Annotated in this window: 13 protein-coding genes; 8 read left to right on the forward strand and 5 right to left on the reverse strand. The window is 46.3% G+C overall.

What is annotated here, in order from left to right; translation table 11 throughout:
* The first annotated feature begins 10 nt into the window (after window positions 1-10).
* Window positions 11-922 (forward strand): glutamate biosynthesis transcriptional regulator GltC, encoded by a 912-nt coding sequence (gene gltC / locus ACFVQB_RS00980; protein WP_024629242.1) that lies wholly within the window; start codon window positions 11-13, stop codon window positions 920-922.
* A 30-nt stretch (window positions 923-952) separates the two neighbouring features.
* Here gltC and ACFVQB_RS00985 read toward each other — a convergent pair whose 3' ends face one another.
* Together ACFVQB_RS00985 and ACFVQB_RS00990 are read right to left on the reverse strand one after the other, a co-directional pair.
* A complete protein-coding gene (locus ACFVQB_RS00985; RefSeq protein ID WP_062322116.1) occupies window positions 953-1,633 on the reverse strand; it encodes a zinc metallopeptidase in 681 nt (226 codons plus the stop codon).
* A gap of 29 nt (window positions 1,634-1,662) precedes the next feature.
* Window positions 1,663-2,091, reverse strand: a complete 429-nt coding sequence (locus ACFVQB_RS00990; RefSeq protein WP_379436220.1) for a MerR family transcriptional regulator — start codon at window positions 2,089-2,091, stop codon at window positions 1,663-1,665.
* A gap of 354 nt (window positions 2,092-2,445) precedes the next feature.
* Between ACFVQB_RS00990 and ACFVQB_RS00995 the strand changes: the two genes are divergently transcribed.
* Genes ACFVQB_RS00995 through ACFVQB_RS01005 form a run of 3 tightly spaced genes read left to right on the forward strand, consistent with a single transcriptional unit; the run spans window position 2,446 to window position 5,708 of the window.
* Complete coding sequence (locus ACFVQB_RS00995) at window positions 2,446-3,846, forward strand: ammonium transporter (protein ID WP_076292032.1); 1,401 nt, start codon at window positions 2,446-2,448, stop codon at window positions 3,844-3,846.
* 33 nt (window positions 3,847-3,879) lie between these two features.
* Window positions 3,880-4,974 (forward strand): DUF294 nucleotidyltransferase-like domain-containing protein, encoded by a 1,095-nt coding sequence (locus ACFVQB_RS01000; protein ID WP_379436222.1) that lies wholly within the window; start codon window positions 3,880-3,882, stop codon window positions 4,972-4,974.
* Window positions 4,971-5,708: an exonuclease domain-containing protein gene (locus tag ACFVQB_RS01005; RefSeq protein WP_379434529.1), complete on the forward strand. Its 738-nt coding sequence runs from the start codon at window positions 4,971-4,973 to the stop codon at window positions 5,706-5,708. The genes ACFVQB_RS01000 and ACFVQB_RS01005 overlap by 4 nt, the downstream gene beginning before the upstream one ends.
* Here ACFVQB_RS01005 and ACFVQB_RS01010 read toward each other — a convergent pair.
* Complete coding sequence (locus ACFVQB_RS01010; RefSeq protein ID WP_379434531.1) at window positions 5,694-6,182, reverse strand: M67 family metallopeptidase; 489 nt, start codon at window positions 6,180-6,182, stop codon at window positions 5,694-5,696. The genes ACFVQB_RS01005 and ACFVQB_RS01010 overlap by 15 nt on opposite strands.
* 184 nt (window positions 6,183-6,366) lie before the next feature.
* Here ACFVQB_RS01010 and ACFVQB_RS01015 point away from each other — a divergent pair, with 184 nt between their 5' ends.
* The gene (locus ACFVQB_RS01015; protein ID WP_379434533.1) at window positions 6,367-6,918 is read left to right on the forward strand and encodes a TlpA family protein disulfide reductase; all 552 of its coding nucleotides are present in this window, start codon (window positions 6,367-6,369) and stop codon (window positions 6,916-6,918) included.
* A gap of 93 nt (window positions 6,919-7,011) precedes the next feature.
* Here the strand turns inward: ACFVQB_RS01015 and cimA are convergent, their stop codons facing one another.
* Entirely contained in the window at window positions 7,012-8,631 is a 1,620-nt protein-coding gene (cimA, locus tag ACFVQB_RS01020) for a citramalate synthase (RefSeq protein ID WP_339850903.1), read from the reverse strand.
* Window positions 8,632-9,171: 540 nt separating this feature from the next.
* Here cimA and ACFVQB_RS01025 point away from each other — a divergent pair.
* The 3 genes from ACFVQB_RS01025 to ACFVQB_RS01035 all read left to right on the forward strand — a co-directional run bounded on the left by ACFVQB_RS01025 (window position 9,172) and on the right by ACFVQB_RS01035 (window position 12,448).
* Window positions 9,172-10,476: a DNA polymerase IV gene (locus ACFVQB_RS01025; protein ID WP_379434535.1), complete on the forward strand. Its 1,305-nt coding sequence runs from the start codon at window positions 9,172-9,174 to the stop codon at window positions 10,474-10,476.
* Window positions 10,477-10,595: 119 nt separating this feature from the next.
* Window positions 10,596-10,838 (forward strand): ferredoxin, encoded by a 243-nt coding sequence (locus ACFVQB_RS01030; RefSeq protein ID WP_053783645.1) that lies wholly within the window; start codon window positions 10,596-10,598, stop codon window positions 10,836-10,838.
* A gap of 170 nt (window positions 10,839-11,008) precedes the next feature.
* Window positions 11,009-12,448: a L,D-transpeptidase family protein gene (locus ACFVQB_RS01035; RefSeq protein WP_379434538.1), complete on the forward strand. Its 1,440-nt coding sequence runs from the start codon at window positions 11,009-11,011 to the stop codon at window positions 12,446-12,448.
* An 86-nt stretch (window positions 12,449-12,534) separates the two neighbouring features.
* Here the strand turns inward: ACFVQB_RS01035 and ACFVQB_RS01040 are convergent, their stop codons facing one another.
* Window positions 12,535-12,672 carry a hypothetical protein gene (locus tag ACFVQB_RS01040; RefSeq protein ID WP_162842436.1) on the reverse strand — a complete coding sequence of 46 codons (138 nt, stop codon included), beginning with the start codon at window positions 12,670-12,672 and terminating at the stop codon, window positions 12,535-12,537.
* Window positions 12,673-12,686 lie beyond the last annotated feature (14 nt).

Genomic DNA, 12,686 nt, shown 5'->3' on the forward strand with positions numbered 1-12,686 from the left:
ATCAGGGGCAGTGGAATTAAGACAGTTGCATTACTTTTTGAAAGTGGCACAGAAGGAGCATGTTACGCAGGCGGCGGAGGAATTGCACGTAGCGCAGTCTGCGGTGAGTCGTCAGATTCATCAGCTGGAGGAAGAACTGGGAGTAGACCTCTTTATGCAAAAAGGGCGAAATCTGCAGTTGACTGCAGTCGGGCAGCTCTTTTGCAAACGGGTTGAAGGCATATTGAAAGATCTGGACAAAGCGGTCGGGGAGGTTCATGAATTTCTCGACCCGGAGCATGGTGAAATTCGTATTGGTTTTCCTCACAGTCTCGGTATTCACTTGATTCCTTCGGTTGTAGCAGCGTTCCGTCAGCGTTATCCTAACGTCAAATTCAGATTCAAGCAAGGCATGTTCCCGACGCTCATTCGTGATGTGTTATCGGCTGAAGTGGACTTGGCATTCATATCTCCATTTCCGGAAAAACACGACCAGGTCGATGGTGACATTGTGCTTACGGAAGAACTGCATGCAATCCTTCCGCCCAATCATCCATTGGCCGGGGAAGAGAGCATTGCGTTAGAACAACTTAAAGATGATAAGTTTGTGTTATTCAGTAAAGGGTATTCTCTGCGTCCGATTGTCTGGCACGCATGTCTTGAAGCTGGGTTTACGCCTAAGATTGCTTTTGAGGGTGAAGAGACGGATACCATTCGCGGGCTGGTTGCCGCTGGTATGGGTGTGAGTTTACTGCCAGAAATGGCGCTTTTCCAGACGAATCCGCTGCAACCGGCGCATGTGGCCATTTCTCATCCAAAAGTGACGCGTACGATCGGGTTGATCCACCGTGCAGATGACAAGCTTCCACTTGTTGCGCAGTCATTTCGTTCATTTTTGCTTAATTATTTCGGTTTACAGCAAAACAATACCCCATCCGATTAACGGTGGGGTATTGTTTTTTTGTGTATTCAATTAGTCACGGCTATTAAAAATTCCGATGTAACGAATTAATTCCAGTAATGAGATTAACGCTGCAGCGACGTAAGTTAATGCTGCGGCATTCAGTACTTTGGCAACGCCTCGTTCTTCTTCATTCCGGATATAACCTTCTGATACCATGATCTCTCTTGCACGGTTACTTGCATTGAACTCGACCGGCAACGTAATGAGTTGGAACGCAACAGTTACGGAGAAGAAAATAATACCAATACCGACTAGGTTCATTGCATTAAAGATGAATCCAGCGATGAGCAAGAAAGGTGCAAGTCCGGATGCAAAGTTGACGATCGGGAATATCCGGTGACGTAGTGCCAACATCGGATAACTTTCCTTGTGCTGGATCGCATGGCCAACTTCGTGACACGCAACGGAAACAGCCGAGATTGAATTTTCATAATATACAGGCTCAGACAACCTCACGACTCGATTAATCGGATCGTAGTGATCAGAGAGTGCTCCACGCACAGGTTCAATAGGAACGTCGTGTAGGCCATTGGAATCAAGCATGTGGCGGGCTGCATCGTAACCGGTCATTCCATTCAGGTTTTTGACATCAGACCAACGATTGAATGTACTCTTAACGCGAAATTGCGCCCATAAGGAGAGCAAAAAGGCGATAATGATCAAAACGAACATACCGTTATTAAAACTCATATTCATTCCTCCGCTTTCTAAATAATAAGCTACATCATGGTGTTCTCAAGCAAGATTTTCAAGGCTTCCATCGTACCGGCACTTTTGGTGAGCAGTCCGGCCATCATCTTGCGTGCTTGTACAGGTTTCATCTCGCCAAGCAGCGGTTTAAGCTCATTCACCTCTCGCTCAAGCTGTTGCACATGGAGCTCCAATGTTGTCAGTTTGCTGGCAACCTGTTCTTCCTTGCTCACCAGACTCCACTTTTCAAGAGATTGCTTAATCTCGTCGAGACTATATTTCTCTTGTTTCATGTGTACAATACGTTCAAGCCTGGTTAAAGTTTCATTACTATAAAGACGATAGTTTTTTTCTGTGCGCTCTTCAGGAGCGATGAGACCGAGCTTTGTGTAATAATCAATCGTCCGTTCGCTTACGCCTGCAGTTTTGGCAAGTTCGCCAATCCGAAACAATTTCATATCCCCAATGATATTCACCTCGCTTGCAAGTTCAAATGTAGGGAATTGTAGATTCCAGTTGCGGCTTTGCATAACCCGCCCAATTTTTTTCTTACTAATAGTTATGATACATGATCTTTAACCATACAGTCAAACGTTACGCTTTGGTAGCAGTCAGGCTTCGTTTCTATATCTATGTACTCATGGGACATGATTATGTACTTAAGTGCAAGAAAAAGACGTATGACTTTATTCCCAGAAATATTTTTCGATTTTGCTGAAAATACTCTTGTCAACTTTCCTGTCTTCTGCTTATAATGGCATTAAGAGTTTCACAATATGTGAAGAAACTTAACATAAGAGGGAGTGGGGTATATGAGAAAGAAATGGTTAGTTTCGGTGTTAATAATGCTTACTTTATTGGCTTTCCCGGTCAGCGCATTTGCAGCTGCGGAGGGGCCGACTAACATCGAGCTTCAAAGCGGTCTGAACTCAGCCTTTACGTTTCTGGCTGTTGTGCTGGTTTTCCTGATGCAAGGGGGATTTGCTCTACTTGAAGCGGGTTCCACTCGAATGAAAAACGCAGGACACATTGCGGGTAAAACAATCCTGACATTGGGGATTTCGGTTATTGCCTTCTGGGCTCTTGGCTTCGGTCTTGGTTTCGGTAATGGTAACAGTTTCTTCGGAACAACTGGATTTTTCCTGAGTGGGGACGGAATGGCTGCTTCATTCGAATCATTGGCCTTCTCTGATGTTCCGCTAACAATTAAATTTGTATTCCATCTTGCCTTTGCAGCGGTATCCCTGGCTATTGCCTGCGGTGGTATGGCAGAACGTGCAAAGATGAGTGTATATATCGTTTTCGGTACGCTGTATACCATTATCATGTATCCGGTTGTTGCTCACTGGGTATGGGGCGGCGGCTGGTTGGCTGAGCTTGGCATGCAAGACTTTGCAGGTTCGACGGTTGTCCACTTGACGGGTGCAACTGCCGCACTGGTAGCTACGATCCTGTTGAAGCCGCGTATCGGCAAATATAACAAAGATGGTAAACCTAACATCATTCCAGGTCATAACCAAGTTTACTCCGTACTCGGTGTAATTATCCTTTGGATTGGTTGGTTCGGTTTCAACCCGGGTAGTACATTATCTGCCATGGGTGATGGATTCTTCGGTTATGTAGCCTTGACTACAAACGTAGCTGCGGCTGCTGGTGGTGTTGCAGCACTGTTGATTTCATGGGCTGTATTGGGTAAATCCGATATTCCTAGCATGCTGAACGGTGTGCTTGCGGCACTCGTTGCCATTACAGGTGCTTGTGCTTTTGTAGAACCATGGGCCGCTCTGGTTATTGGTGCTCTGGCAGGTATTATCACATTCTTCACTGCTCAATTCTTTGAGCGTAAAGGAATTGACGATCCAATCTATGCTTTCTCTGTACACGGTATTGCCGGTATGTGGGGAGCAATCTCCACAGGTTTGTTCGCAACACCGGAACTTGCTGAGAATGCAGGCGTAGGTCAAGCGGGTCTGTTCTACGGTGGCGGCTTCCACCAACTGGGTGTTCAGCTTCTCGGTCTGGCAGGCGCATTTGCCTTTGTACTGATTATGTCCTTCATTATTCTCGGTGGTATGAAAGCTGTCATGGGAATCCGTGTTACGGAAGAAGAAGAAACGATGGGTCTGGATTTAAGCGAGCATGGGACTTACGGGTACCCTGAACAAATGAAAAATGTAGAAACTAAATCCAATGGCGGTACGTTCAGCTCCTAAGAGGAATGATTGCTGAATCATGCTTCAAGGAGGCTGGACATGATGGAACCCATCCCGTATATAAATCAATCCTGGTCCTATCAGGGAATAGATGGTGCGGCATCTTCTCAAGAACTGCGCCAGGCACGAGTGATATTGCAGAATGAGCTCCAGGAACTGTTGTCCGCTTCCTTGTCGCCGATTGAATGGTACCAGACGGTAAATGAACTGCATGACCGGGTTGCTCGGCGAGCAGTAGAGTTATGCATCCAGGGGATGGTAGAGGAAGGCCTAGGCCAACCTCCCGTCCCCTATGCCTTTATCGTTTTTGGCAGTTCCGGCAGGCAAGAAGCGACGTTATGGAGTGATCAGGATAATGGCATGATTATCAGCGATGCCGCGCATGAGGGTAAAGAAACATATTTTGCTGAACTTGGACTTCGAATGACCGATATGCTGGAGGCACTTGGTTACGCTAAATGTGAAGGCAAAGTGATGTGTTCGGAGCCTTTATGGAGAAAAACGCTGGAATCATGGAAGGAACAGCTGAAAGCATGGGGATCGGACCTGTCATGGGAGCCGGTTCGCAATCTGATTATCGCTTCAGACATGCGTTTTGTTGCAGGCGAGCCAGAGCTCGCGGAGGAATGGATTTCTGCATTTTATGAAGGGTTCAGATCGGTTCCTGGGCTTTCCGATGCTGTTCTGCGCAATACCGTCAAACACAAGGCGACACTGAACATCCTCGGAAGGGTAGTAACCGAACGATTCGGTGAACATGCAGGCGGATTTGATGTGAAATACGGCTTGTATATTCCGCTGGTGAACAGTGCGCGTTTTCTGGCTTTGCAGCATGGCATTAAAGAAACATCCACGCTCAAGCGGATTCAGAGGTTGGTTTCGCTCGAAGCAGTTCCGCTTACTTTGCTGGATGCAGCTCAGCGTGCATTTATGACGGCTTTGAAACTGCGACGCAGTACACCCGTTGTGATGAAACAAGGGTTACAGCATAGCGGTGGTTTCCTGAATGAGAAACAGTTGAAGGAAAAACAAATGCTTTATGAACTCCGGAATACGTTAGGGTTGGTGCGGCGAGTACATCGTGCGCTGCAAAGACAACTTCGTTTTGTAGAAAGGAGACGTCCATGAGAGAGCCGGCAAGGGGCAATACTGGATTTTGGAATTCGCTGCGCCATGGAGGGGTTCCTTCCGCCATCGCTTCCATAATGGGAGCCCCTACGGCGCAACATATGGCGTTCATCCGTTCGATGATGAGAGAACAGCGCAGACCCGAGGTGCTGCACACGCCCTTGAACGAATTGAATGCTGTCGTATTCGATCTGGAAACGACGGGCTTCTCTCCCCAGCATGGGGATGAGATCCTTTCCTTTGGGGCCGTTCGTATTAATGGCGGTGTGATGCTGGAGAATGAGCAGTTCTATACGTTGGTTCAGTCCAAAGTCTCCGTTCCGGAACACATTACCGAACTGACGGGAATTACACAGGAAATGACGATGGATGCTCCGTCGCTCCTGGAAGGCTTGCATGACTTCATGTCTTTTGTTGGCGGAAATGTACTGGTTGCCCATGCAAGCGCGCATGATCGGGCTTTTTTGAATGCGGCCTTGTGGCGGACATCCAAAGTAAGGCTAACGCACCGGCTCATCGATACGATGATGCTGGCACGTTGGCTTGAACCGAACAGACCAGGCTATGGTCTGGATGAATTGCTGGAATCCAAAGCCATTCCGATCTATGGACGCCACCACGCTTTGGAGGACGCGAAAATGACTGCACAGTTATGGTCCTGTTATCTGGAGGATATGTCTCGCAAAAATGTAGAAACATTGGGTGATCTGTACACCCGGTTAAGTCACGCATAACTGGGCGGGCTGTAAGCTGTATGGTTGGACATGGCTCATTCCAATGCTTGAATCAACATTTGAATGAATTTGATAACCATTTAGAAGCATCTTTGATTGTGTATCAGCTGTAAGATCAGGCGAGCCTATAAAATAGACTTGAAGTAGTCCGGCGAAAATCGGTAGGTTATGCAGATCCTCATTGGAAGGTATAGGAGTGGTTCGAGGGTGGGAGTGAAAGAGCCCGATAAGTTGTGGCTCATTGAACACACACCGGATCCATTCTGCATCTTCCAATGAGAAATGGTGCAGCGGGTCAGGCGCTACGTTACGAATGGGCTGAAACCGACTGATTCGTATGCCGCCCGCTGCGGCTTCACCCAGCACAACCCCGCAGGCTTCTTGTGGCAGCGAAGCGAACATGTACTTAGACATCTCCTGCTCTACGGAGGAAGGGATGTAGAAGGTGTTTTGCTGCCCATGAGGTGCTGCCATTTGTATTCACCCCTCTCTCTTTGGCTCCTGCTTCAGCAGGAGTCCTTTTTTATTTTATTTTGTGTGACCCGGATTGTAAAATTTTAAAGGAAAAGGGTACAATATGAGAGAGAGCCTGAAATATCTCACATGTTAGAAAAGTGTGAATCTCGATATGTTTGATTATACAAAAGGGTGGCTGGTCATGAAACGAAATATATACATACTGCTGGGTGTTGTTTTGCTTGTGGGCATTGCTTTGGCTCAAAATGCAGGCAATGGAATCGCAGCCGTGTTTAAGCAAGAGGAGCCAATGCCGACAGAGACTGGACCGAAAGCGGGTTTACTGGCACCAGCGTTCTCTTTGAAAGCTATGGATGGGAAAACCTACTCTGTAGGTGGAGCCAAGGAAAAAGCCATCTTCGTCAGTTTCTGGGCATCCTGGTGTGAACCGTGTAAGCAGGAAGCTCCTGCGCTCAATACATTGGCAGCAAAATACAAGGATAAACTGGATCTGTACGGTGTGAATGTAACTACGTACGATAAAATCAGGGATGCCAAAGCTTTTGTGGATGAATACAAACTGACGTTCCCTATTCTGCTTGATGAAGACGGAACAGCATATGCCAAATATAACGGTTTAGCTTTTCCGACGAATGTACTGATTGATTCCCGAGGTGTCGTTCAGGAAATTATCTTGGGGATTTTGCCTGAGAAAGAGCTGGAGCGAAAAATCAAGGAGTTAATTGAGGATTAGTCAAGCAGAAGCTAGCCAAGCGAGAAGCAAAAGCGCCTGTCTTCCAATGTTTTTTGGAGACAGGCGCTTCTTTTATTTTCCGGGAAATATGCATTAATGGTTGCTTAGACCATGAGCTGGAATGTTGACTACACCAGGCTCGTCCTGCAATTTTTCCTGAAGAAGGGCATAACGGAAACTGTGTACGAGGGCTTCCCAGCTCGCTTCAATCACGTTCTCGGATACACCGACCGTATTCCACGTGTTTTCTGTGTTTTTAGATTCAATTAATACACGAACCTTCGCGGCAGTTGCATCTTTCTCATCCAGAACACGTACTTTATAGTCGGACAGATGCATGTTGGCAAGGGAAGGGAAGTACTGCACAAGCGCTTTCCGAAGCGCGTTATCCAGTGCATTGACCGGACCATTGCCTTCAGCTGCGGTATACGCACTTGTTCCGCCTACGTTAAGTTTAACAAAGGCTTCCGAAACAACAGACTTGCCAGCCACTTTTTCAACAAGCATCTTGAACGATTCAAAGGTAAACAATTCTTTCATGTCACCGTTGGCTTCACGGATCAACAATTCAAGGGAGGCATCGGCGCCTTCGAACTGATAGCCCTGGTGTTCCAGATCTTTGATTTTCTCAATAATCTGACGTGAGTTGGCACTGCTTGGATCGAATTCAAGACCCAGTTCCTGTGCTTTGGACACAATGTTACTTTGTCCTGCCAGTTCGGAGACGAGCACACGCTGTTTGTTACCAACCAACTCAGGGACGATGTGTTCGTAGGTCCGAGAATCACGCAATATGGCAGAGACGTGAATACCGCCTTTGTGAGCGAAAGCAGCATTTCCGACATAAGGTTGGTTAATTGGCATATTTACGTTGGCAATCTCGCTGACATAACGGGCAACATTGGTGAGCTGTCTCATCGAATCCTCAGAAACGCACTCATATCCAAGCTTCAGTTGCAGGTTAGGAATAATGGAAGCCAGATTGGCGTTGCCACATCTCTCTCCATAACCGTTCATCGTACCTTGAACTTGTCTGGCACCAGCTTGTACTGCGCTTAAGGTGTTAGCTACAGCAAGTTCACAGTCATTATGTGTATGAATGCCCAGATGGGCTTGGGGAAGGCGTCCAGCGAGTGTGGATACGATCTCGTACACCTCATGTGGCATCGTTCCGCCGTTGGTGTCACACATCACAAGCCAGTCCGCTCCAGCTTCATGGGCTTTGGTCAATACGGCCTGTGCATATTCAGGATTGTGCTTAAATCCATCGAAGAAATGCTCTGCATCAAAAATGACTTCCATACCGTTTTGTTTCAGATAGGCAATGGAGTCGTAGATCATGGACAGGTTTTCTTCCAAAGTGGTTTGCAAAGCGGTGTGTACGTGGAAATCCCACGACTTGCCTACCAGAGTCGCTGCCTGAGCACCGGATTCGATCATGCGCTTCAAGTTGGCGTCTTCACTGGCGATGCTGCCTTTACGACGTGTACTGCCAAAAGCGACAACCTTCGCGTTCAGGTTCAGTTCCTTGACTCTTTTGAAAAACTCAATGTCCTTGGTGTTGCTGCCTGGAATTCCGCCTTCAATATAATGAGCACCCAGGTCATCAAGCTTCTTGGCAATTTTGAGCTTGTCATCTGCCGATAAGCTGACTCCCTCCCCTTGTGTGCCGTCACGTAAAGTCGTATCGAAGATGGAGATGGCCTTTGACATGAAGATCCTCCTTTAAGATGAAGCGCTTTTTTTAGAAAGTTAAATGGTGTGTTTAAAAAACATGGTTGGTGACGAATCCTTCGATTCTGTACCGCTACACTGTATTAAATTCAAAGTGTAGATTTGTCCTAAAATCGTGAATTTGTATAATTAATTATTATAGCACCATTATCGCCAAATGCTACATCGAATTCACCATTTGGTGTAACAAATGATGGATTGTAGAGTAAAGTGAGCTGTAAACGTAGTATTGTAATATGTTATGCTTCATCTAAATACAAGTATTCCTGGATCGAACATGGCTTCAAATTTTGTCTTTATAAATGGAGGGAAAAGAATGAGCTTTGTTTGGGAGAATATAATTATTTCACTCATTATAATCGCTATTATCGTCGTTGCCGTGTGGGGTATCATTCGATCGATCGTAAAGGCTCTCCGAAAATAAGGCGACATAAATGATTTTTACATAAGGGATTTTGATATAATAGAGTAGAGAGTGCTTGTAACGGAATTGTGTATACGAAAGGGCGGTGGTGGATCATGTCTTCAGACCAGACGCATAACAACATAAATGTAGATCGATATTATCCTGCCGCCGGACGAGTGATTTTGCATGTCGATATGAATGCTTTTTATTGCTCTGTACATGAAGCCGAGGAACCGGAATTATATAGAGGAAAAGCGACGGCCGTTGCTGGCAGCAGTGAAGTGCGCAAAGGTGTCATTGTAACTTGTTCGTACACGGCTCGCCGAAGGGGCATTTCCACAGGCATGGTCGTTCATCAAGCATTGAAAAAGTGTCCTGACTTAATTGTGATACGTCCGGATTTTCATTTATATCGAAAGTATTCGAAAGAATTCATGAAAATAGCTTACAGTTATACACCGCTGCTTGAAGCAACCTCAATCGATGAGTGTTACCTCGATATTACGGGGTCCAGACAGTTTGGTACACCGCTGGAAATTGCGGAAAGTATTCAGACCAGAATCCGGGATGAGCTGGGGATGCCTTGTTCGATCGGAATTGCACCCAATAAGCTGCTTGCCAAGATGGCCTCTGATTTGAAAAAGCCTAATGGCATTTCGATTTTGCGGATGAGGGATGTACCTCAGATTTTATGGCATAGACCTTGTAACGAGATGTTTGGGATCGGCAAAAAAACTGCGGAAAAGCTGAAGAAGCTGGGCATTGAAACCATAGGGCAGCTGGCCAAATCAGACGAGCGGATGTTAACCGATGTGTTTGGAATTAACGGCTCATGGTTAAAAAATTCAGCAAACGGCATTAATCATTCGGCAGTTCAGGCTGAACGTGAAGCGAACAAATCGATCGGACACACGACAACGCTACCTGCGGATATATCTGAAATGGATGATGTTCATCGGGTATTGCTGAATATAAGTGACCAGGTTGCCAGACGGTTGCGCAAGCACGAAATGCTCAGTCAAGGCATTCAGATTACGATTCGTACACCAGATATGAAGACCATTACGAGATCACGGATGATGGAAGTGCCTACTGAAGATGCATCAATCATATACCGGGAGGCCTGTGCTTTATTTGCGAAACATTGGGGCGGCGGGAAGCCAGTTCGTATGTTGGGTGTGACCCTTCAAACACTGATTCCACGTGAGGAGTCTGCAATACAGCTTGATCTGTTTGAATATGAGCAGAAGCCAAAGAAGGAAAACCTAATTCGTATTATGGATCAGTTACGTGACAAATTTGGCGAGAATGCTGTCGTTACAGCTGGAATGTTGGGGGATGATCCTTCCGTATTACTGCGCAATCATAAAGAACGGGGAACATCGCTGCAAAAAGATAATTTGCAAAGTCTCGATTAGATAGGGCATAATGGAGTCTTGAGGCTGTTAAAATGATTTGTAATAACTCTTACTTTGTATTAATATGTTTCTAGATAAAAATACTGTACGTTTTTGAATAATAGGAGGAGAGATTGGTAATGAGTAAATTTACTTGGGTAGAAAAAGATACATGTATTGCGTGCGGAGCATGCGGAGCAACGGCGCCAGACATTTATGACTATGATGATGAAGGTTTGGCAGAAGTAATCTTCGATGGGGATGCCAACCAAGGGATCAAAGCAATTCCAGATGACTTGTTCGACGACATGCAGGATGCTTGCGACGGCTGCCCTACGGACTCCATTAAAGTAGCGGATGAACCTTTCAATAAAGAAGGTTAATTCCTTTCATATGAACATACAAAAGCACGTTCTTCTGTCTTTGGACAGTGGAGTGTGCTTTTTTTGTAGAATGTTGAGGCTAAGATCCGGGTACTCAAGTCCTATGGATTTCTTGTCATCATTTGCCGATATATAAAGAAACGGAAAAAGGCGAAATGATGGAGGATCGGATGCAAAATACTCACCTACGAACATATGTAAAGAAACATCCAGATAATAAAATGGCCTGGTATTTACTCGGTAAGGAATATTTGGGTGAAGGGCAGGAGGCCAAGGCGAACTATTGTTTTCAACAGGCGGGTGAAGTCTACGAGGCTTTCGAGCGAAGCAAGGCACCGGCAGATATATGGGTGGATTATCAGGAGAAGCTCGTCGAGATGGCTGAGCAAAAGGAGAAAAAACATCGTGTTCGCAAGATGTGGCTCACCCTGCTGATGTTGCTTGTCCTGGCAGGATTACCGCCTGCAGATGCTCCCGGTTTCAATCGTGATGCAGCCGAGGCTTTGGCTTCAGCGTTGGAATCGACGGACAATTCCACGGATAACGAATCAGAGAATAACCCGATGGAAGACCTGGCTCTTGTTGCGAATTCCAACGTGTTTACAGCTGGAGCTTTCGGTGGAGGTGACCAGGGTGAGGCTGCACTTGCAGCTGCATGGTCGGGCTCTGGTGCGAAAGTGCAGACATCGGCTGTGCTTGGAATGCAGGTAGCGGGTAACTGGTCATTATGGAAGCGAAATATGGCGGTGAAATACATTGTTCAGACGAACAGCAGTGGCAAATTAACGGCACAGAGTTATGATGCCAAACAGTGTAACTGTAAACCACCGGAAGTATCACCGGAGATTAAGCGACTGGCACAGGCCTGGACAGCCAAACAGGAATCCGCCGCAGCTCTGTCGAGTGCAATGATTACATATAAGAAACAAAACGGGAGCTGGCCGAAAAGTGTGGCGCAACTGGCCCGGCCATTTCCCAATAATATTTTGGGAGAGACTGCACCTGGCATGACCCGGATGTTTCCGGCACTGCTAGCCATGCATCAACAAGGGCAAATGGGAAAAGGAAAAAACACAGCTGAGGGAACAGGTGAAAGTTCAGATACGCAACAAGGCAAAAACGCTGCATTTGTGGATACGTTAGGCGGAAAGCCTTTTTTGCAGGATCGGCTTGAGATTATCGTGGACAAGAGAAGACATAAGCTTGCACTGATTAGTGGCAACACCATTATTCGGAATTATGAGGTGGGGCTTGGGGGAGATCGCACTCCAGAGGGTTCGTTTGTCATTTCAGTCAAGGTTGTAAATCCAAATGGTCGCTCCAACGGCGAATTTGGGAGTAGGGGCATGCAGCTATCGGACACGAATTATGCCATCCATGGGACCAACGAGCCAAACAGTATCGGACTGGATGAATCCCTTGGATGTGTGAGAATGAGTACTGAAGATGTGGAAGAGCTATTTGCTCTTGCTCCTCAGGGAACTCCGGTACGCATCGGAAAAGATTTGCTGCCAGAGACAGCTATGGTTCCAGAAGCGAAAGATCGCTACCGGTACACACTTGTTCCCAAGCAAAATAATCCGAATAAGACGTATCATTGGTTGAATTAAAAGAAAAATCAAGTGATTCAGACCGAAGAAAACGTAAAATCCATGCTGGATTGGTATGTAGATGCAGAAACAGTCGGTTGAAGCATTTACAGGTTGGCGATAATAATAAGCGCACCAATGATAATGATCAGTCCACCGACGCTGGCTGCTGTCCAGATAATGGCTTTCCGGTTGACCTCATCTTTCTTTTGCTGCAAAGTAGGTGGTTTGCGTTTGGGAGCCATGGGCTGTTCCTCCT

Source organism: Paenibacillus sp. NPDC057886 (assembly GCF_042796655.1).
Taxonomy (GTDB): domain Bacteria; phylum Bacillota; class Bacilli; order Paenibacillales; family Paenibacillaceae; genus Paenibacillus.

What these genes read in the sequence shown, in the direction of transcription:
- ACFVQB_RS00985 (WP_062322116.1), bottom strand. Translation starts at nt 1,633, where the DNA reads ATGAGTTTTAATAACGGTATGTTCGTTTTGATCATTATCGCCTTTTTG.
- ACFVQB_RS00990 (WP_379436220.1), bottom strand. Translation starts at nt 2,091, where the DNA reads ATGAAATTGTTTCGGATTGGCGAACTTGCCAAAACTGCAGGCGTAAGC.
- ACFVQB_RS00995 (WP_076292032.1), top strand. Translation starts at nt 2,446, where the DNA reads ATGAGAAAGAAATGGTTAGTTTCGGTGTTAATAATGCTTACTTTATTG.
- ACFVQB_RS01005 (WP_379434529.1), top strand. Translation starts at nt 4,971, where the DNA reads ATGAGAGAGCCGGCAAGGGGCAATACTGGATTTTGGAATTCGCTGCGC.
- ACFVQB_RS01010 (WP_379434531.1), bottom strand. Translation starts at nt 6,182, where the DNA reads ATGGCAGCACCTCATGGGCAGCAAAACACCTTCTACATCCCTTCCTCC.
- ACFVQB_RS01015 (WP_379434533.1), top strand. Translation starts at nt 6,367, where the DNA reads ATGAAACGAAATATATACATACTGCTGGGTGTTGTTTTGCTTGTGGGC.
- cimA (WP_339850903.1), bottom strand. Translation starts at nt 8,631, where the DNA reads ATGTCAAAGGCCATCTCCATCTTCGATACGACTTTACGTGACGGCACA.
- ACFVQB_RS01025 (WP_379434535.1), top strand. Translation starts at nt 9,172, where the DNA reads ATGTCTTCAGACCAGACGCATAACAACATAAATGTAGATCGATATTAT.
- ACFVQB_RS01030 (WP_053783645.1), top strand. Translation starts at nt 10,596, where the DNA reads ATGAGTAAATTTACTTGGGTAGAAAAAGATACATGTATTGCGTGCGGA.
- ACFVQB_RS01035 (WP_379434538.1), top strand. Translation starts at nt 11,009, where the DNA reads ATGCAAAATACTCACCTACGAACATATGTAAAGAAACATCCAGATAAT.
- ACFVQB_RS01040 (WP_162842436.1), bottom strand. Translation starts at nt 12,672, where the DNA reads ATGGCTCCCAAACGCAAACCACCTACTTTGCAGCAAAAGAAAGATGAG.